General features: G+C 75.9%; 15 protein-coding genes. 14 read left to right on the top strand and 1 reads right to left on the bottom strand.

Going from position 1 to position 19,526, the window contains the following annotated elements:
• The first annotated feature begins 1 nt into the window (after position 1).
• Genes BLS70_RS04700 through BLS70_RS04660 form a run of 9 tightly spaced genes read left to right on the top strand, consistent with a single transcriptional unit; the run spans position 2 to position 14,686 of the window.
• Positions 2-2,725: a hypothetical protein gene (locus BLS70_RS04700; RefSeq protein ID WP_143030343.1), complete on the top strand. Its 2,724-nt coding sequence runs from the start codon at positions 2-4 to the stop codon at positions 2,723-2,725.
• 1 nt (position 2,726) lies between these two features.
• On the top strand, positions 2,727-4,013 hold the full coding sequence (locus BLS70_RS04695; protein ID WP_091764493.1) for a type 1 periplasmic-binding domain-containing protein: 1,287 nt from the start codon (positions 2,727-2,729) through the stop codon (positions 4,011-4,013).
• Between the two features lie 13 nt (positions 4,014-4,026).
• Positions 4,027-6,054: a serine/threonine-protein kinase gene (locus tag BLS70_RS21010; protein WP_091764492.1), complete on the top strand. Its 2,028-nt coding sequence runs from the start codon at positions 4,027-4,029 to the stop codon at positions 6,052-6,054.
• A gap of 16 nt (positions 6,055-6,070) precedes the next feature.
• Entirely contained in the window at positions 6,071-10,447 is a 4,377-nt protein-coding gene (locus BLS70_RS04685; RefSeq protein ID WP_218122282.1) for an FtsK/SpoIIIE domain-containing protein, read from the top strand.
• Positions 10,444-11,073 (top strand): hypothetical protein, encoded by a 630-nt coding sequence (locus BLS70_RS04680; RefSeq protein WP_091764490.1) that lies wholly within the window; start codon positions 10,444-10,446, stop codon positions 11,071-11,073. The genes BLS70_RS04685 and BLS70_RS04680 overlap by 4 nt, the downstream gene beginning before the upstream one ends.
• A 1-nt stretch (position 11,074) precedes the next feature.
• Positions 11,075-11,368 carry a hypothetical protein gene (locus BLS70_RS04675; protein WP_091764489.1) on the top strand — a complete coding sequence of 98 codons (294 nt, stop codon included), beginning with the start codon at positions 11,075-11,077 and terminating at the stop codon, positions 11,366-11,368.
• Entirely contained in the window at positions 11,365-12,825 is a 1,461-nt protein-coding gene (locus BLS70_RS04670; RefSeq protein WP_091764488.1) for a WXG100 family type VII secretion target, read from the top strand. Before BLS70_RS04675 ends, BLS70_RS04670 begins: the two co-directional genes overlap by 4 nt.
• Positions 12,822-14,105, top strand: a complete 1,284-nt coding sequence (locus BLS70_RS04665) for a serine/threonine-protein kinase (protein WP_091764487.1) — start codon at positions 12,822-12,824, stop codon at positions 14,103-14,105. The genes BLS70_RS04670 and BLS70_RS04665 overlap by 4 nt, the downstream gene beginning before the upstream one ends.
• Positions 14,102-14,686 carry a hypothetical protein gene (locus BLS70_RS04660; protein ID WP_091764486.1) on the top strand — a complete coding sequence of 195 codons (585 nt, stop codon included), beginning with the start codon at positions 14,102-14,104 and terminating at the stop codon, positions 14,684-14,686. The genes BLS70_RS04665 and BLS70_RS04660 overlap by 4 nt, the downstream gene beginning before the upstream one ends.
• 92 nt (positions 14,687-14,778) lie before the next feature.
• On the opposite strand, the gene BLS70_RS04655 is transcribed toward BLS70_RS04660, so the two are convergent.
• On the bottom strand, positions 14,779-15,075 hold the full coding sequence (locus BLS70_RS04655) for a WXG100 family type VII secretion target (protein ID WP_091764485.1): 297 nt from the start codon (positions 15,073-15,075) through the stop codon (positions 14,779-14,781).
• A 277-nt stretch (positions 15,076-15,352) separates the two neighbouring features.
• Here BLS70_RS04655 and BLS70_RS04650 point away from each other — a divergent pair, with 277 nt between their 5' ends.
• Genes BLS70_RS04650 through BLS70_RS04630 form a run of 5 tightly spaced genes read left to right on the top strand, consistent with a single transcriptional unit; the run spans position 15,353 to position 19,497 of the window.
• On the top strand, positions 15,353-15,652 hold the full coding sequence (locus BLS70_RS04650) for a hypothetical protein (protein ID WP_091764484.1): 300 nt from the start codon (positions 15,353-15,355) through the stop codon (positions 15,650-15,652).
• Positions 15,649-17,028, top strand: a complete 1,380-nt coding sequence (locus BLS70_RS04645) for a coiled-coil domain-containing protein (RefSeq protein ID WP_091764483.1) — start codon at positions 15,649-15,651, stop codon at positions 17,026-17,028. Before BLS70_RS04650 ends, BLS70_RS04645 begins: the two co-directional genes overlap by 4 nt.
• Positions 17,028-18,284, top strand: coding sequence for a hypothetical protein (locus BLS70_RS04640; RefSeq protein WP_143030341.1), 1,257 nt, complete (start codon positions 17,028-17,030; stop codon positions 18,282-18,284). Before BLS70_RS04645 ends, BLS70_RS04640 begins: the two co-directional genes overlap by 1 nt.
• On the top strand, positions 18,281-18,880 hold the full coding sequence (locus tag BLS70_RS04635; RefSeq protein ID WP_091764481.1) for a hypothetical protein: 600 nt from the start codon (positions 18,281-18,283) through the stop codon (positions 18,878-18,880). The genes BLS70_RS04640 and BLS70_RS04635 overlap by 4 nt, the downstream gene beginning before the upstream one ends.
• Complete coding sequence (locus BLS70_RS04630) at positions 18,877-19,497, top strand: hypothetical protein (protein ID WP_143030340.1); 621 nt, start codon at positions 18,877-18,879, stop codon at positions 19,495-19,497. The genes BLS70_RS04635 and BLS70_RS04630 overlap by 4 nt, the downstream gene beginning before the upstream one ends.
• Positions 19,498-19,526 lie beyond the last annotated feature (29 nt).

The following is a 19,526-nucleotide window of genomic DNA, read 5'->3' as shown; positions in this document are numbered from 1 at the left end:
CGTGGCCGCCGTGGGTGCGCCCGTGGTGCTCGCCGAGGAGGCCCCGCAGCGCGCGCTGCAGGCGGTCACCGTGGAGCTGGGCACCGACGGCGGGGTCACCACGCTCACCTCGGCGCTGGTCAGCCGGGACGAGGACGGCGACGAGACCACGACGAAGACGCGGAAGCTCGACCCCGCGCAGCACGCCGGTGACCTCCCCGTCCTGATCACCACCTCGTGGCGGCACGACGGCCGCGTGGGCACCGACCTCGCCGACCTCGAGGGGGTCAGCGGCCGGGTCGAGATCAACCTGACGGTGCAGAACACCACCGTTCGCCCCGAGCGATTCCAGTACGACGCCGCCGGGGTGGCCCGCGAGAGCTACGAGCTGGTCACCACACCGCTCACCGTCGTCGCCAGCGCGACGATGCCCGCGGACAGCGCCGCCACCCTGGTGCGCTCCCAGCCGGGCGCCACCGAGCCGGGCACCACCAACGGCGTGGTCAGCGCCGGCGAGGACGCGACGACGGTGCAGTGGGCGTCGCTGCTCGCGCCGCCGCGGCTGTCGCCCAGCACCACCTTCACGCTCGTGCAGGACGCGACCGACTTCGAGCTGCCCGAGCTCAGCCTGGCCGTCCAGCCGGGGCTGGCCACCGACACCTCCGTGGCCCGGCTCGTCGGCGACGCCTTCGGGGGCAAGGCCGCGATGATCGGTTCCGAGAACAACACGATCGGCCTCATCGCCAACGTGAACGCGACGCTGGCCCAGGTGACCGACAGCCTGCTCTCGGTGCAGCAGACGCTGACCGTGAACGCCGGCCAGGTCGGCGCCGCGGCGACCGACGCGCTCAACCGCACCGCCTCCGACGTCGACGCCGCGGCCGCGGCCGTGATCGCCGACCTCCGCGCCCTCGACGACTCCGTCGCCGGCACGGTCCGGTCGACCAACGGCCAGGCCACCGGCGCGCTGGCCACCGCCGTGCAGAGCGTCAAGGACTACTTCGGCACCCCGAGCCGCGAGGCGACGCCCACGCCGGTCTCCTGCGGCGGCACCGGCACCGACACCGAGGTGGCCGGCACGCTGCTCGGCCAGCTGGACACCGTCAGCAAGCAGCTCCGCGAGATGGCCTCGGCCAGCGGCGACTGCGTCGAGGACCTGCGCACCACCCTCCGCGACGCCATCGGCGACGCCGGTTCCTGCCCGCCCGGCGGCGAGGCGCTGGTCTGCCGACTGGTCGGCGCCGGCTCCGAGCTGGTCCGGCTCGCCGGAGAGGTGCAGTCGAAGGGCAGCCAGGTCGCCGGCGCCCTGGACCTGGACGCCATCGACGACGTCGACGCGATGATCGCCGCCCTGGTCGTCCAGGTCGGCGAGCTGAAGACGGCCGGTGATGCGCTGCAGGGTCTGCTGACCCCTGGCAGCACCGTGACCGATCTGCTGACCGGGATCGGCACCCTCGAGGACGGCATCGAGGCCGCCACGGACGCGGTGGACGACGTCGCCGCCGCGGACGTCGAGAACCAGCTGGACGCCATCGACGTCCTGGCCGGCGAGCGGCTGACCGAGCTCCAGGGCACCGGCAGCATCACCGCCCAGCTGGAGGCGCTGGCCGCCTCGATCTGCGCCGTGGACGCCGCCACGGACCCGGCCACCTCCCCGGAGTACGACGCCATGCGCCGCTCGGTCGACGGCAAGGACTGCGCCGGTGAGCCGCTGCCGCTGCCGCTGCCCGGTACTCCGGACCCGCTGGTCGAGCGCGTGGCCGAGGAGGCCGCGGCCTGGGCCGACGTCACTGCCGCCACCACCGCCGCCCGCACCGGCCTCGACGGCATGCAGCCGGCGCTGACCGGGCTCAAGGGCCAGCTGGCCGGGCTGATCTCCGGTCCGCTCGCAGGGCTCACCGGCCTGGTGAACGGCCCGGTGTCCGACACCCGCCTGCAGGACGGCGTGACCGACCTCCTGGCGGACATCGGCGAGCTCTACACCCCGCCGGCGAGCAGCTCGTACACCTGCGCGAGCCCGCCGCCGGTGGTCACGAGCCCACCGCTCAACGCCGTCACCACGCACTTCGCGAAGGTGCAGTGCAACCAGACCGCCGTCGCGGCGAACCTGCGGAAGCTGATCGACGAGGCGTCGGCCGGCGTGAACGCCGCCGGTGCCGAGGAGGTCCAGGACGCCGCCGAGGACGCCGCGGCCGCCGGCCAGGACGCCGACTCCTCGCTCGAGGGGCTCAGCGACGACCTCTCCGGCCAGCTCGACGCCTCCGCCGCCCAGCAGCTCGAGCAGGGCCGGGCCGTCGTCAAGGAGCAGACCGCGCGGCTGGACGCCGTCCAGGCCGCCGCCGAGCAGGACCTGGGCGAGGCCGCGCAGTCCTCGATCGGTCGGCTGGCCGAGCAGATCGCGGCCGCGAACACCTCGCAGTCCGCGGCCGCCGCGGCGCTGCAGGCGCAGCTGCAGAAGGTGCTGCTCGACCTCGGGTCTGCCGCGCAGGGGCGCGGGCTGCTCGGGGTCATCCAGAACAGCGCCGGCCAGACCGGGGTCCGCACCGAGCAGGTGCAGGAGACCAGCCAGAGCGCGGCGAGCTTCCGGGGCGTGCGGGTCGCCGAGCTGGCCGACGCGCAGCTGGAGTCCCAGCAGCTGGCCCGCTCGCTGCAGGCGGCGCAGGGCTTCGGCCCGTTCGGCGTCGACCTGCCGCGCGGCTCGACGTCCTCGACGGTGTTCGTCTTCCGACTCGGTGCGGAGGGCTGACGTGCGTCGACTCATCGGCGGCCTCGCACTGGCCGCCCTGGCGGTCTCCGGCTGCACCGGAGGGGACACCGACGACGAGGGCCGCGGCGAGGACTTCGCGCCGGCCCCGCCACCGGCGGTCGAGCTCTCGCTGCTCGGCGACCTCGAGCAGCCCGTGCGCGTCGGCGTGGTCGTGACCAGCGGCGGCGCCCGGGGCGAGGGTGCCGAGTTCGCCGCGCTGGCGGCGGGAGCCCGGGTCGCGGAGTTCCGGCTGGACGAGGGTGACGACGACCGGGTGGAGCTCGAGGTCGTCGACGACCGCGGCACCGCCGAGGGCGCGGTCACCGCAACCCAGCAGCTGCTCGACTCGGGCGTGGCCGGCATCGTCTACGCCTCGGCCGGGCCGCACCTGGACGCGGCGCTGCCGCTGGCGGCCGCGGCGGACACCGCCGTCCTGCTGCCCTACGACGCCCGCGACGGCGGGACCGGCGAGGCGGCCTGGCGCACCGGGCCGAGTGCGAGCCAGGTGAGCGAGCGGATCAGCGGCCTGCTGGCCGAGCGTGGGCAGCGCGCACCCCTGGCCCTCACCGGCGAGGGCGCCGGCGACGAGCTCGCGGCCCTGGCCGACCCGGCGCTCCGCGTGCCCCTGACCGCGGGGGACGCCCTCGCCGGGCAGGTCGCCGCGGCCGCCCGGCCGCTGACCGACGGGAGCGCCGACGCCGTGGTCGTGGGCGCCTCCGCCGAGACCTCGGCCGAGACGGTGGCGGCGCTGCAGGGTGTCGTGCCCACTCTGCCGGTCGTGCTCGCCCCGACCGCACTCGCCCCGGCGTTCGGCGGTCGGCTGGCCGACCTGGGTGCCGGCGGCACCGCGACCACGGCAGGGCAGTTCTTCACCGTCGGCCCCGCCGTCACCGACTCCTCGACCGAGCCCGGCGTCGTGCACTTCCTGGCCGCGGTGCGGCTGGCGGCTCAGGACCCGGGCGTGCCGGCGCTGCTGGGCCCGGAGACCTTCGGCCGGGACGGCGCGGCCACCGCCGACGTCCGCAGCCACGACGCCGTGCTGGCCCTGTCCACCGCGGCCGAGCAGGCGGCGTCGACCGAGCCCGCCGACGTCCTCGCCGCCCTGCGGGAGCTCGAGCTGGGCGCCGACGACGGCCTCGCCGGTCCGGAGCTGACGTTCGGTGCAGGGCAGGCCCTCGGGAACGACGGCGTCGCTTTGCTCCAGGCCACGACCCGCGGCCCCGGCCGCGGCGTGGAGCAGGGCGCGCCCGCGCTCTCCTGGTTCGTCCTCCCCGCCGACGAAGGCTGATAGGACGAGGGGCATGCAGACCACCCGCGCGCTCGGCAGCCGCTACGTCCTCGAGCGGCAGCTCGGCAGCGGCGCGATGGGCCAGGTCTGGGCCGCGGTCGACCAGCGCACGGGCGAGGAGGTCGCGGCCAAGCTGCTGCGCCCCGAGTTCGCCCGCGACCCGGAGATCCTGACCCGGTTCGTGCAGGAGCGCTCGATCCTCCTGGACCTCGTGCACCCGAACGTCGTCCGGGTCCGCGACCTGGTCATCGAGGGCGACGACCTCGCCATCGTCATGGACCTGGTGCGCGGGGCCGACCTGCGCGCCCGGCTGCGGGCGGCCGGCACCCTCCCCGTGGGCGAGGCCGTGCGCATCGCCGCCGACGTGCTCGAGGCGCTCGCCACCGCCCACACCCGGGGCGTCCTGCACCGCGACGTCAAGCCGGACAACGTGCTGCTCACCGACGCCGAGCCCCCGGCGGTGCTGCTCAGCGACTTCAGCATCGCCCGGCTGGCGCAGGAGACGACGGTGCGCATGACCGGCGTGCTCGGCACGCCGGACTACATGGCACCGGAGATCTTCACCGCCGAGACGGTGAGCGCGGCGTCGGACGTCTACGGCGCGGGCATCGTGCTCTACGAGCTGCTCGCGGGCCGGCCCCCGTTCGCCGGGGGCGGCACCGGCTACGCCGTCGCCAATCGGCACGTCACCGCCGAGCCCCCGCCGATCGAGGGGCTGCCCGCGCCGGTCGACGCCGTGCTGCAGGGGCTGCTCGCCAAGGACCCGGCCCGCCGTCCGTCGGCCGCCGCCGCGGCCGCGGCACTGCGTGACCTGCTGCCCGCCGTCGCGGAGGTCGGCGGGCTGCCGGTCATCCCCGAGCCGCAGGCCTGGGCGTCGGCGCGCGTGGGGGAGATGCCGGCCTTCGGCGTGCTCGGGCACCGCCCCGCGGCCGACCTCGACCCGGGTGCCACGAACATCAAGGCCTCCGCCGCCGCGCCCGCGGAGCTGCCCGTCGCCGCACCCGCCGAGGACGGCCCGTGGGTGGCCCCGCACGCCGCGCCCGGCGACGACACCGCCTCCGCGCAGACCCAGCTGCGCGCCCCGCGGCCGCAGCCGGTGGCCCCCGCGCCCGCGGCCACCGACGAGGAGAACTCGCGGACCGGGTGGCTGCGCGACCGCCGCACCTGGTGGACCGTGGGCGGGTCGCTGGTCGCCGTGGGTGCCGTGATCGGCGTGGTCGCCCTCACCTCCGGGGACGACGGCGCGCGCGGTACCCGGGGCGGCACGGCGACCGACACGGCCGTCGAGGAGGTCACCGCGATCGGCCCGACGGGGCAGCTGCCCTCCGGCCTGTCCGTGGTCCGCGAGGCCGCCTACGACCCCGAGGCCGGGAGCCTCACCACCACGGTCACCTGGTCGGCCGAGAACGGGATCGCCGGACCCCTGTTCGAGGCGGTGCCCGCCCCGGAGGACGGCGCCCCGTGCCCCGAGGTCTCCTGGTCGGTGCTCGCGGTCCGCGACGTGACGCCGGGCGTGGCCACCACCGCCTGCGGCTGGCAGGTGCCGGTCGACGTGCCGGCCGGGGGTGACGCGACCGCCAGCTACACCGTGGCCTTCCCGGGCGGGGACGACGTCGACGCCTCCGCGCTGCGGGAACGGCTGGTCGAGCAGGGCACGGCGACCGATGCGGCGCTCGAGGGCCTGGTGGCCACCGCCGTGTACCCGGCGCAGCGGCTGGAGGCCCTCGAGGTGCAGATCGGCGACACGGTCCGCGTGGCCGGGACCGTCGACCTGGTGGTGCTCCCGGTCTGGCGTGGCACCGACGCGGCGGACAACATCTCCGTCGTCTTCAGCAGCCGCACCCCCGCGCCGACGGTCCTGCTGCGCCAGCTCGGCGGCGAACTGGAGGTGCGCACCGACGACTGCACCGGGTCGCTCGCCTTCGTCGACCGGGTGCCCTACGCCAACACCGTCGGTTCGCGGTGCACCGTGTCGGTGCGGCTCGGGGACCTCGAGTCCCGCAGCCGCACCTTCGACGTGCTGCAGAACAGCGCCGGCTGACGCGGGAGGATCACTCGTGCGCATCCAGCTGAGCGTCGGGCAGACCGACCGCGACCTGCTCGACGTCGCCCTCGACACCGACGACGACACCCCTGTCGGCGACGTCGCCGCCGCGCTGGGCCGGGCGGCGGGCGTGCCCGCGGAGGGGCTGTTCCTGGCCGGGCAGCGGCTGGAGGACGAGCACCCCGTGGGGGAGTCGCCCCTGATCGAGGGCAGCGTCGTCAGGCTCACCGCGGCCGCCGTCGCGGGCGAGCGGCCGCCGCCCCCGTCCCGTGGCTGGCAGCTGCACGTGGCGAGCGGCCCCGGCAGCGGCCTGGTCGCCGAGCTGCCGATCGGCACCCACGAGCTGGGCCGCAGCAGCCCCTTCGGATTCGCCGACCGGTCGATGTCCCGCCGGCACGCCGTCCTCACCGTGACCGCCGAGGGCGCCACCCTGGCCGACCTCGGCTCGGCCAACGGCACGCAGCTCGAGGGCGAGCCGGTGCCCGAGGAGCCCATCCCTGTCGCTCCCGGTCAGGTCTTCCGGCTGGGGGACACCCAGCTGGTCATCGTGCCGGCCGCGGCCTCGGACGCCGCCGTGGAGCCGGCCGGCCCCGGCGTCCGCGCCTTCGTCCGCGCTCCCCGGCTGCTGCCCTCGCGCCGCGAGGTGAAGATCCAGCTCCCGCAGGAGCCGAAGGCGCGCGAGCCGCGCCGTTTCCCGCTGGTGATGGTGCTGGCGCCGCTGGCGATCGGCATCACGCTGGCGCTGGTGCTGCGCTCGCCCCTCTACCTCATGTTCGCCATCGCGAGCCCGGTGATGATGATCAGCAACACCGTCTCCGACCGGCGGCAGACCGCCCGCGAGGACCGCCGCGCCCGCGAGGAGTACGAGGAGGAGCTGGCCCGCGCCCGCGAGCGCATCCGGGTCGCGCTCGCCGACGAGACCACCCGTCGGCGCACCGACCACCCCGACGCCGCGCAGCTGCTGCTCACCGCCGTCCTCCCGCGCCGCCGGCTGTGGGAGCGCCGGCGGACCGACCCCGACGCCCTCGACCTGCGCCTGGGTGCGGCCGACCTGCCGGCCGAGGTGGTGGTCGTGCGCCGGGGCGCTTCCGACGAGCCGCCCGAGCAGCACACGGTGCGAGCGGTTCCCGTCGTCGTCCCGCTGCGCGAGGCCGGCGTCGTCGGCCTGGCCGGTCCCGCCGACCGGCTGGCCGGCCTGCTGCGCTGGGTGGTACTGCAGCTGGCCGTGCACCACCCGCCGCGCGACCTCGCCCTCACCCTGCTTGCCTCGCGGTCCAGCGCCGAGTGGAACTGGCTGCGTTGGCTGCCGCACGCCCGCCCGGCCGACGGCGAGGGGCCGGTTGCCTTCGTCGGCAACGACGCCGACACGGTCGCCGCCCGGGTGGCCGAGCTGACCGCGCTGATCAAGGCGCGCCGCGAGCACGCTGCCACCGGTGGGGGCCGCGTGCACCCCGAGTCGTTCCCCGCCCACGTCGTCGTCGTGCACGGGTTCCGCGCACTGCGCGCCACCCCCGGCCTGGGGCAGGTCCTGCAGGACGGCCCGGAGGTGGGCGTCTACGCCGTCTGCGCCGACGAGGAGGAGCGCTTCCTGCCCGAGGCGGCGCGGGCGACGGCGGTGTACGACGCCGAGGACGACTCCGCGCTGCTGGTGCGGCGCAGCGGGCACGACCCCGTGCCCGCCGTGCTCGCCGAGCCCGTCGCGACGGAGCTCGCCGAGGCCGCCGCCCGGGCCCTGGCCCCGCTGCGCGACGTGAGCGACGAGGACGACGACGCCGTGCTGCCCGACAGCGTGCGGCTGCTCGACGTGCTCGGGCTCGAGCCGCCCACCGTCGATGGCATCCGCGCCCGCTGGCAGCTGGAGGGCCGCACCACGCAGATGGTGGTGGGCGCCGGGCTCAACGGGCCGTTCACCCTCGACCTGCGCACCGACGGCCCGCACGGGCTGGTCGCCGGCACCACCGGTGCGGGCAAGTCGGAGCTGCTGCAGACGATGATCGCCTCGCTGGCGGTGGCGAACCGGCCCGACGTGCTCAACTTCGTGCTGGTCGACTACAAGGGCGGCAGCGCGTTCAAGGACTGCGTGCACCTACCGCACACCGTCGGCATGGTCACCGACCTCGACGCCCATCTGGTGGAGCGCGCCCTCACCTCGCTGGGTGCGGAGCTGCGGTACCGCGAGCACTGGCTGGCCGGCGCCGGCGTGAAGGACATCGACGACTACATCGACCTGCAGGCGCGGGAGCCCGGTCGCCCGCCGCTGCCCCGGCTGCTCATCGTCATCGACGAGTTCGCCTCGATGGCCCGCGAGCTGCCCGACTTCGTCACCGGTCTGGTCAACATCGCCCAGCGCGGCCGGTCGCTGGGCATCCACCTGATCCTGGCGACCCAGCGCCCCAGCGGGGTGGTGTCGCCGGAGATCCGCGCCAACACCAACCTGCGCATCGCGTTGCGGGTCACCGACGGCGCCGACAGCACCGACGTCCTCGATGCCACCGACGCCGCGCGCATCCCCAAGTCCGCACCCGGCCGCGGGTACGCGCGGCTGGGGCATGGCGGTCTGGTGCCCTTCCAGGCCGGCCGCATCGGTGGCCGCCGGCCCGGTGCCCGCCCGGTGGCCGCCGCCCCCCCGTTCGTCATCCCGCTGTCGTGGCACCAGGTCGGCTACGCCGCACCCGGGCGCCCGGCGTCCCTGGTGGCCGCCTCCGACGTCGAGGTCACCGACCTGTCGGTGCTGGTGGAGTCCGTCCGCGGGGCGGCCCGCACGGAGTCGGTGCCGGCGCAGCGCAGCCCGTGGCTGGAGGCGCTGCCCGAGCGCCTGCTGGCCGCCGACGTCGAGACGCCCGCACTCGGCGCGGCCGCGGCGTCCCGGCTGCCGTTCGGGCTGCAGGACCTGCCGGCGCTGCAGGAGCGGCGGCCGGCCACCTTCGATCCCTCCACCGACGGTCACCTGCTGGTCATCGGCTCGCCCAAGAGCGGCCGCTCGCAGGTGCTGCGCACGCTCGCCGGCGCCGTCGGCAGCCGCTGCTCGGCCGGCGACGTCCACCTCTACGGGCTCGACTGCGGCAACGGGGCGTTGCTCCCCCTCACGGACCTGCCGCAGTGCGGAGCGGTCGTGACGCGCACGCAGACCGAGCGCGCGGTCCGGCTGCTGGACCGGCTGGCCCGCGAGCTCGAGCGGCGGCAGCAGATCCTGGCCGACGGCGGCTTCGCCGACATCACCGAGCAGCGGCGCGCCGCACCTGCCGAGCAGCGGCTCCCGCACGTCCTGCTGCTGCTCGACCGCTGGGAGGGCTACACGCCGACGCTGGGCGAGGTCGACGGCGGGCGGTTGACCGACGTCATCATGGCGATCGTCCGCGAAGGCGCCTCGGTGGGCATCTCCGCGGTCATCACCGGTGACCGGTCCCTGGGCACCTCGCGGCTGGCCTCGCTCACGGACAACAAGCTGGTCATGCGGCTGGCCGACCGGGGCGACTACCCGCTGATCGGGGTGAGCGCGAAGCAGGTGCCCGACGCCATGCCCCCCGGGCGGGGCCTCACCGTCGACGGCGGCGTCGAGACGCAGGTCGCCCTGCTGGCCGAGGACGAGTCCGGGCAGGGGCAGGCGGCAGCGCTGGCCGAGATCGGGAAGGCCGCGCACGTCCGCGACGCCCTGGTGCCGCGGTCCTCGCGCCCGTTCCGGGTCGACGTGCTGCCCGCGCGCATCACCTTCGAGCAGGCGTGGGAGCTGCGGCCTGCGGCGAGCGGTCCGGAGTTCGCGCTCGTGGGCGTGGGCGGTGACGAACTCACCGGCGCCGGTCCCGACCTCGGCCGCGGCGGCCCCGCCTTCGTCGTGGCCGGCCCCGGGCGATCCGGCAAGAGCACGCTGCTCGCCGTGATGGCCGAGTCGCTGCTGCGGCAGGGCACCGCGGTCGTCGTCGGTGCGCCCAAGCCCTCGCCGTTGCGGCAGCTGGCCGGGCGGCCCGGTGTGGTCGGCGTCGTCACCGACGCCTCGGCGCCGGCCGACGAGTGGCGCGCCCTGCTCACCGCCGACCCCGACCGGCCCCTGGTCGTCCTGCTCGACGACGGCGACGTGCTGCGCGACTGCCCGGCCTCCGAGCTGTTCCGGGACGTGCTCAAGGGTGCGGCCGGACCGGGGCGCAGCCTCGTGCTGGCCGGCAACGCGGACAGCATCTGCACCGGCCTGTCGGGCTGGCAGGTGGAGGCCAAGAAGTCGCGGCAGGGGGTGCTGCTGTCGCCGCAGGGCACCACCGACGGCGACCTCATCGGCGTCCGGATCCCGCGCAGCGTCGTCGGCCAGCCGGTGCAGCCCGGCCGCGGCCTGCTGCACCTGGGCGACAGCGCCCTGCTGACGGTGGCCGTGCCGAGCGCCCCGGGGTTGCCGGCATGACGGCACCGGGGCGGTACGAGCTGGTCGTCCCCGACGGCTGGTGGGCGATCGACCTCTCGCCGGGCCGCTGGCAGAAGCAGATCGCGGCGCTGGTCGACCGCCAATGGCGGGGCATCGACGACGCGCCGCACCTCAAGGCGCAGGCGCGGGCGGAGCTCGAGGAGCAGGCCTCCCGCGCGGCCGATGCCGGAGGCCTGCAGTTCTTCCTGTCCGTGGGCACGTTGGCCGGCGTTCCGCTGTCGGCGTCGCTGCTGGTGAGCGGCGTGCCACTGGCCGACCCGGCCGAGCTGGAGGCGCTGGCCCGCCGTCGTCGCGACGAGGGCGCGGAGGTCACCGAGGTGGTCCTCCCCGCGGGGCCGGCACTGCGGGCGCAGTGGCGGCAGGAGGCCGAGCAGGAGGATGCGCCGGCGACCACCTGCCTGGACCTGCACGTGCCGGTGCCGCAGCAGCCTCGGGTGCTCCTGCTCCAGTTCCGGACGCCGATGGAGCCGCTCGCCGCCGCGCTCGTGGAGGTGTTCGACGCCGTCGCCACCACACTGCGCTGGGCGTCCACAGACCCCGCCGACGAGGAGCCGGGCGGCGCCGGCGTCGTTACGATTCCTCGACCGCTGCTGCAGGAGGGATGAGATGACCGACTCGCTCCGCGTCGACCTGGCCATGCTCGAGGAGGCGGGTGGACAGCTCGACGTCCTCGGCCGCGAGTTCCAGCGGGCCGGCGACATCGCCGACGACGCGCGCGCCGCCGTGGGCCACGCGCGCCTGGCGTCCCGCATCGGCGAGTTCGCCGACGGCTGGAAGGTGCGGCGCGAGGACTTCCTCGAGGACATGACCTACCTCGCCGAGATGACGCACGAGGCCGCTCGCACCTACAGGCAGGTCGACGACGAACTGGCAGCAGCCTTGGAGGAGAGCGGCTCGTGACCCGACCCACCGACTGGAGCCCCCTGGCCGGCAGCGACCCGATCCCCGGCGACCCGGACGAGGTCGACCGGATCGGCCGTCGCTACGAGGACACCGCCACCGCTCTCCGCGACCAGGCGGCCCGGCTCCGGGCGCTGGCGCGTGACGAGAGCTGGGACAGCGACGCCGGGAACGAGTGGCGCCACCAGGGGCGCGAGGTCGCCGAGAAGCTGGACAGGGTGGTCGACCGCTACGAGGTCGCCGGCGGCGCGCTGCGCACCTACAGCGGTGAACTGCGCTCGGCGCAGAACCGCGCGGACAGTGCCCTGGCGCTGGCGAAGGAGGCCGAGCAGCAGGCCCGCTCGGCCGACAACGCACGACGGGAGCAGGCCCGGCAGCACGCCTCGGCCCCGCCGGAGACGCCGCCACCGGACACCTCGCACCTCGATCGGCAGGCCGAGAACGCGGCCGCCGACCTGGCCCGCGCGCGTCGGATGCTGGGGGAGGCCGAGACCGCCCGGGACACGGCGGCCACGACGGCGGCCGGTGCCATCGAGGAGATCACCGGCAGCGACAAGCTGAACGACGGCCGGTTGGCCGGGGTCGGGAAGGTGCTGGGCGACGCCGTCGAGTGGCTCGACCGGAACCTCAAGCAGATCACCGAGTGGCTGTCCAACATCGCCGCCGCCCTCGGCGTCCTCGCGTTGCTGGTCGGCTGGATCCCGGTGATCGGGCAGATCGCCGCCGCCGTGCTGACCGGCCTGGCCGCGCTGGCGTCCGCGCTCGCCCTGATCGGCTCGATCGTGCTCGCCCTCCAGGGAAGGGGGAGCTGGCTGGAGGTCGGGTTGAACGCCTTCTCCCTGGTCACCCTCGGCATCGGTCGCGCCGCGCTCACCGGCGTCAAGCTGGGCGCCCGGGGAGCCCGCGCCGCCGCGCAGGCGTCCCGGACCGACGAGCTGGTCTCCGGCATGGTCGCGGCGCGCGGCGGCGCCCACGTCGGCGGCAAGGCCCTGCGGCGCATGACCATCCAGGCCCGTGCGCAGGCCAAGGCCCAGCCCGGGATGGGGCTGACCCGTGACCAGGTCACCGACGGTCTGGCGCACGCGGCCACCCGGCGACCGACCGGCCTCGCCGGGGCGTTCAACCCGGTGACCATCGCCCGCGAGACGGGCGAGGGCATGGCCGACCTCGCGCGGTACGCCGCCCCGTCGAACTGGGGGAACACCGCCACGCTGATGCGCAACGGCGCCGCGGGCAACCCGATGCTGGACGACGCCGCCCGGCTGGAGCTCGCGAGGCTGGGGCAGCTCTCGGATGCTGCCCGCGCGACCCCCGCCGTCGCGGCCTACACGAACTCGCTCCGGTGGCAGATGGGCACGCTCACCGGCGCGACGTTCGGGCCGATCGGCACCGACGCCGCGGACAAGTCCGGTGCGCTGGACGGTCTCAAGGACCGCACCACCTTCCAGCCGCGGTGACCGAGACCTCCTCCCGCGCGGAGCCGGGGCGCGTGACCCTTGTCCCGGAACCGGCCCGCCCGGCCGCCCGCGGCATCCCGCAGCGCGACGTCGTCCGCAGGGTCCGCCTGGTCGCCGGACCGCAGCGGCTCGCGCTCGTGCGCGACGGCCGGGTGCTCCGCGAGTTCGCGGTGGGCGCGGAGGGTGATGTCACGACCGCCGCGCACCTCGGCGGCCCGTTGCTCGCCGACGTCGCGCCGCACTCCCTGGGCGCCGTGGACCTGCTGGCTCCCGACGGCTCCCGCGTCGCGCGGATCGATCTGCGTGACTGGGTGCCCGAGGCCGAGGAGCTGACCCGCCCGCGGGAGGCGCTCGAGCGGTCCGGGGTCCCCGACCTGCTCGACCAGGCGGGTATCCCGCTGCGACCCGTTCCGCCGTCGGAGCTGGTTGCGGCGCTCACCGCCTCGCCGCCGCTCCTGACCCCCTGGCGGCGGCTGCCGGTGGCCTACACGGTGCTGCGCTCAGCTGCGGCGGTGCTGGCGGTGGTCGCGCTGCTCTGGGCGATCCTGGGCGACGAGCCGCCCGTGTCGCTCTGGACGGCCGCCGCCTCCGGACTGCTGCTCAGCACCCTCGCCGCCGCCGGGTTGTGGGCGTTCGGGCTGCTGGCCGGCCGCGATCGGGGAACCGGTGCACCCGCCCTGCGGCCGCTGCCGGCCGTCCCCAGCACGCGACGGTTCCGTCGGACGGCCCAGCTGCGCCTGGAACCCGAGGACGTCGTCGTGGTCGACGGGCTGGGCCGCGAGCGCAGGCTGCCGCGCGGCGGCTCCCGTGGGGTGACGAGCGCCGCGGTGGTGCGGCCCGGCACCGCGACCGCCCAGCTGGAGCTGCGCACCGCTGACGGGACGCCGCGGGCGACCCTGCCCTGGGCGCTCTGGTTCGGTGCCGACGGTGCGGACGCCGCACTGGAGCGGGCCTGCGCGGACGCCGGCCTGCTGCTGGATCGGAGCGCTGCACCCGCGCGGCGACCGCAGGACGAGGAGCATCTGGCCCGGGGGATCCACTCACCGCCCGGGCGGGCGACCGTCGCCGCGGCCACCTGGCCGTCCGGGCTGCCCGGCCAGGCCGCGGTCTGGCAGACGGCTGCATTCGCCGCATTCCTGCTGATGTACGGCTTCCTCGTGGACGACGGCCCGGCCGTCACGGTCGCGCTGCTGGCCACGCTCGTGCTCACCGCCGGCGTCCAGTGGGGGCGGTTGCTGTGGCGGCGCCTCGTGCTCGACCGGCCGGGCGGCCCCGCGTGACCGCCGAGGACCCGGAGCTGGAGCTGGAGCTGGAGCCCGATCCCGGCTGGTACGCGGTGCCGGAGGACGAGGCGGAGGCGGCCGGGTGGGCCGAGGGTCTGGTCCGTGAGCTCGCCGGCCCCGGGGCGGAGGACCAGGCCGTGCTGGTGACGACGGAGTCGGTGCTCGCGCACGCCCGCGCGGCGTACGAGGCACAGGTGGAGCTGGCGTTCGTCTTCCTGCCCCAGCCCCTGGCCCCGGTGGTCGCGTCCTGCCACGTCGAGCTGGTGTTCGGCACGGCGGGTGACCTGCCGGACCTCGACGACCTGGCGCGGGCGCTGGCGGTGCAGCGGCCGGAACACCTGAGCGCACCCGAGGTCGGTCGCCGGCTGCTGGTCGCCGGCCCGGCGGTCCGGCAGCACGAGCTGCGCGAGGACGACGACGGATCGGTCGTCGAGCGGGTGTCCTTCGTGCTGGAGCTGCCGAGGGTCGACGACGCCCTGCTCCGCGTCACCACGACGTGGCGTGCGCTGGCCCTCGGGGACGCGCTGGTGGAGCAGGCCGACCGGATGGCCGCGGCCCTCGTCGTCCGCGTGGAGTGACCGCGGGGCCGGCCGCCACGGCGTGCGGCAGCCCCGGGAACGGCTGAGGCCGCCTCGCGGTGCGAGGCGGCCTCAGGAGTGCTGGGGAGTCGTCAGCGACCGAGGGCGCTGGCCAGCTGGGTGTCTGCGTCGCGGAAGGTCGCGGCGGCCTGGTTGAGGTAGGACGCCATGCCGTCGAGGCCACCGATCATGTTGCGGGCGCCGGTGTTGAACTCGTCGTACGAGGCCTGGAAGCTGCGGCTGGAGCTGTCGGTGACGTAGCCCTCGGCGACGAGCTGGTCGACGAGGCTCTTGAGCTGGCCGAGCATGCCGTCGATCTCGGTGCGCCCGTTCGTGAGCCGGCCGGCCGCGTCTTCCATCTGCTGGTAGGTGACGTTGACGTTCGCCATGGTTGAAGTCCAATCGGGACGGCCCGGGTGCGTCTCTGGCACCGACGGGACGGGTCGGATACGGACCGGACCGTAACAGTCCGCAGCGGGGTGCGCGCTCCGTTCGGGGGTTGTCCACAGGTCCGGGTGACACCGGTCCGAGTGCTTCCTGCCCCGGCACCGCACCGTGTCCACAGCCGTCGTGCACCATCCGGACCGGATGGGGCAGATTGTCCGCAGTGATCCGACCGGTGGCGGCGTGCCGCCGCTCACCGCACCCCCCGAGAGGAGCCGCCGCGTGGCTGACCTGCAGTACAGCCTGGAGCTGCTCGGCGGGCTGGGCCGGCAGCTGTCCGGTCTGGCGGACGGGCTCGAGGGCGACACCGCGGGCACCCGCTGGGACGACGAGGAGATCGGTCACCGTCGGGTGGCTGACGCGCTCGACGACTTCGCCGGCAGCTGGGACGACAAGCGGGGCAAGCTGACGACCTCGCTGCGCGAGGTGGGGGACATGGCGACGTCCAGTGCCTCCACCTTCCAGGAGGTCGACGACCAGCTGGCGGCCGACATCGAGGCGATCCTGGAGGAGGACGCGTGACGGCGAGGGCAGGCGACTGGCAGCTCCTGGGCCACGGGCGCGACCCCGTGCCCGGTGAGCCGGCGCACGCCCAGCGCCTCGCCGAGGGATACGGGACGACGGCCGACGACATCGAGCGCCTCAGCGGTCAGCTCCGCCGGATGTCCGACCTGGACGGCTGGACGGGGGAGGCCGCCCGGAAGTTCGCCGAGGCGGCGGGCGACCTCGCCGAGGACCTGAGCGACGCCGAGCGGCGCTACCGCGAGCTCGCCGAGGCCGTGCACGGCTGGGTGGCGCCGCTGACCCGCGCCCGGGACGAGTCGGCGGGGGCCCTGCGCGACGCCGAGACCGCGGAGGAGGACCGGCGGCGCTACGCGAACGACCCCTACGAGTCCGTCGTCGACCCCACCCCCGACCAGCTCGCCGCGCAGCGGCAGCACACCGCGGCCCGCGACGACGCCGTGCAGCGGCTCGAGGCGGCCCGGCGGCGGCTCGACGAGGCGCTCGACGACCTCGACAGCGCCGCGGAGCGCGTGGCCGGCCGGATCCGCGACGCGTCCGAGCACGGCAACGACGGCTTCTGGGACAACGTCGGTGGCTGGGTGCGCGACCACGCGGTGCTGCTCGACCGGATCGCGACGTGGGCCGGCCGGATCGCGCTGGCCCTGGCGGTGATCACGATCGCGGTGCTCGTCCTCGTGGCGGCGCCCGCGGCGCTCCTCATGAGTGCGCTGTTCTGGGGGGCTTTCGCCGCTGGTGCGGTCCAGTTCGGAGCGCACGCCGCGATGATGGCCTCCGGCGTGGAGGGGGTGACCTGGGTGGACATCGGCATGGACGTCCTCGGTCTCGTCACCGCGGGCGCCGGGCAGTGGATCGCCAAGGGGCTGGGCAAGGCGGTGCCGCTGCTGCGCAGCGACGTCGCGCAGGCCGCCGACGACTCGGCCCGTGCCGCCCAGGAGGTGCTGGAGGCCGGTGCGGCGAACTACACCCGCGCCGGGAACGCCACCCACATCGCCGACCCGGCGAACCCCCTGCGGCAGTGGGGCCAGCAGTACCTCGACGACGCCGCCGAGCGGGCCTCCCAGGCCGGCCGGCAGGCCGCCGACGACGTGCACGCCGGCGCGGTCACGCAGGCACCCCGTGCGAGCCAGGTCACGGCCCTCGATGCGGACGTGGCCAGGGAACTGGCCGAGCTGCAGCGCCTCGGTGGGATGCAGCTGTCGGCTCCGCTGCGCCTGGGCCTGGACGACCTCGTCCAGCAGGGCCACCGTGCGGTCACCCTCAACCAGGTCAGCACCGGCGCGCAGTTGGCCGACGGCACCGACGACCTGGTGGTCGAGTGGCAGGACCCGCTCGTGGATGCCACGTCCGACGCCTACTGGCACCTGGCCGACTGATGGCGGCTCCCCGACGCGTGGCCGAGCTGCGCCCGAAGCTGCTCGGTGGACGTGCGCTACCGGCGGCGCGGTCGATGCGCCTCCGCGTGACCGACGACGGTGCCGTCGCGCTCACCGACGTGTCCGGCCAGGAGCGGCAGCTGCTCGCCCCGGGTGCGGTCGCCCGGGCGCTGCACATCGGCTACGACGACGCCCGGCGCTTCCTGCCCGGCCGGGCGGGCAGCGACGAGCTGCTGGTCCTGCTCGACCGCGCCGGCACTCCGTTGCTGGCCCTCGGGCTGATCGACTGGGCGCCACCGGCCTACTCGACCGGTGCGGAGTGGCGCGAGATCACCGGCGCGCCGGCGTTCGCGACGGCCCTGGGTCTGCCGCTGGAGCCGGCCGAGGCCCGCGATCTCGAGGCGCTGGAGGGGGTGTCGGAGGTCCTGCTCCGGCCGCAGCCCGCGCCGCCCTGGCCCGGCCGGCGGGGTCCGTTGGTCAGCTCGATCGCGTTGGCGCTGGGGCTGCTGGCCGGGTTCGGGGAGGGCATGTGGGTCATCGCCGTGCTGACCCTGTTGTCGATCCTCGTGGTCGCACCGGTGATCGTGGCCGGCAGTCGGGCGCGGGCGGAGGCCCGCGAGCCGGGGCCGACCCCCGGCCGGGACTCGCGGTCGGTCATCCGGCCCCGTCCGGAGGGACGGGTGGTGCGCGGCCTGGCCGAGGCCACCGTCGAGATCAGCGACGACGAGGTGGTGCTGACCGACCGTGGCCGGGAGGTGTGGCTGCCCGGCCCCGCACGCGGGGGAGTCCGGCAGGCGGTGCTCGCGCCGCAGTCCGTCCGGCTGCTCGATGCCGCCGGGAACGAGTACGTGACGCTGGACCCGGGGCTGTGGGCGCCGACGGACAGGGCCCGGGAGGACCTGGCGCGGGAGCTGCGCGAGGCCGGCCTCGACGCGCTCCCCGCACCCGTGGGCCGGGGGACCCCGGTCGGCCTGGCCGCCCCGCTGTCGGCGAAGATCCAGCCCAGCTACCTGCTGTCCGAGACCGAGCGGGGTGAGGCCACGCAGACCACCGCCTGGCTGAGCGGCTGCGCCGTCGCGCTGGCCGTCGGAACCTCGGCCATGACCATGTACTGGAACGGCCCGGTCGGCGTCGTCCTGCTGGTCGCGTCGCTCGGGCTGCTCGGCCTGCGGCTCGCCGACACGCTGCGCCGGGGGATCGCCGACCGGCGCGCGATGCGCCGGGTGGCGGCCGCGCCCGAGGCGGCGCTGCGGTGAGCGGGCTGCAGATCTCGGTCCCCGGCCACGGCCGCTGGCTGCCGCTGCCCCTCGAGGGCGACATCGACGCCCAGGCGTCCGCGGCGGCGAGTGCCCTGACCAGGCAGGCGTCCGGCGACCGGATGGAGGACGTCGCCGCGCTCATCGCGGGGTCGGCGCGGACGGTGCTCAGGCAGGCGGGCCGGCTGGCGCAGGACGGCATCGTGACGGCGCTCGCCTGGAGCCTGCTCCCGGCCCCCGGGGTCCTGCAGCCAGGTCCGGTCGCCCTCCTCCGGCTGTTCCCGCTGGCGCCGACCGCGAGCGACGACGACGTCCTCACGACGGTCGTGGACGTCTCGGCGGACCGGCACGGCGACATCGACGTCGACCGGCTGGACACCGCGAGCGGCCCCGCGCTGACGGTCCGCTGGCGGCCGGCGGTGCGCGGCGAGGACGGGATCCGCATGGTGCACGAGCAGCGCGCGGTGCTGTGGCCCGACCGCGAGCACGAGGTGGTGCTCGTGCTGTCCCTCTACGTCGTCGACCTGGTCGACGGGGCCTCGGCGGGCGAGCCGCTGCAGGAGCTCGCCACGGCGGTGCGGTGGTCGCTGTCGTGAGTGGGTCGCGGACCGCGGCCGGTGCGACGGCGGACTGGCGTTGGTCGCTGCTCCTGCCGCCGAACTGGGTGACGTTGCCGGTGGAGGCCGAGGCGGGCCGCACGGCGATCCGCCGGCTGCTGGACCGGCAGATGGCGCACCTGCCTCGTGACCGCGTCGCGCCGGTGCGCCGGCGGATGCAGGCCGAGCTGCGGAGCCTGCTGTCCGAGGCGCGGCAGGCGGGCGCGACCACGCTGCACGCGCACCTGGGTCTCGTCCGCGGCGTGCCGGTGTCGGCCACCTGCGCGGTGTCGCTGGTCCGCGGGGCCGCCGACGACCCCGGGCTGATCGCCGAGGTGGCCCTCCTGTTCGGCGAGGGGGACGACGTCGTCGAGGCCGACGTCCGGCCGGTGGCCGGTCTACCCGCGGTCCGACGGCGACGGGTGGGCCGGCGCCCGGTCGAGGGGAGCGCCGGGGCCCTGGCCACGACGAGCCTGGACTGGGTCGTCGCGCTGCCGGACGGCGGCGGCGCGCTGGTGCTCTCCTTCGGCACGGTCACCGCGCCCGTGGCCGAGGAGCTGGTCGCCCTGTTCGACGTCATCGCCGGGTCGCTGGTGCTCGAGCCCGGTGGCTCCTGACCCCCTGGGGTAGCTGTGGGCGGGGGCCC

This window comes from Blastococcus aurantiacus (assembly GCF_900102425.1).
Taxonomy (GTDB): domain Bacteria; phylum Actinomycetota; class Actinomycetes; order Mycobacteriales; family Geodermatophilaceae; genus Blastococcus; species Blastococcus aurantiacus.
Note: the sequence above shows the minus strand (reverse complement) of the source record. Positions and strands in the feature narration are given on the sequence as shown.

Bases quoted from the DNA above. Each gene is read 5' to 3' on its own strand.
- BLS70_RS21010 (WP_091764492.1), top strand. From the start codon at position 4,027: ATGCAGACCACCCGCGCGCTCGGCAGCCGCTACGTCCTCGAGCGGCAG.
- BLS70_RS04680 (WP_091764490.1), top strand. From the start codon at position 10,444: ATGACGGCACCGGGGCGGTACGAGCTGGTCGTCCCCGACGGCTGGTGG.
- BLS70_RS04675 (WP_091764489.1), top strand. From the start codon at position 11,075: ATGACCGACTCGCTCCGCGTCGACCTGGCCATGCTCGAGGAGGCGGGT.
- BLS70_RS04655 (WP_091764485.1), bottom strand. From the start codon at position 15,075: ATGGCGAACGTCAACGTCACCTACCAGCAGATGGAAGACGCGGCCGGC.
- BLS70_RS04640 (WP_143030341.1), top strand. From the start codon at position 17,028: ATGGCGGCTCCCCGACGCGTGGCCGAGCTGCGCCCGAAGCTGCTCGGT.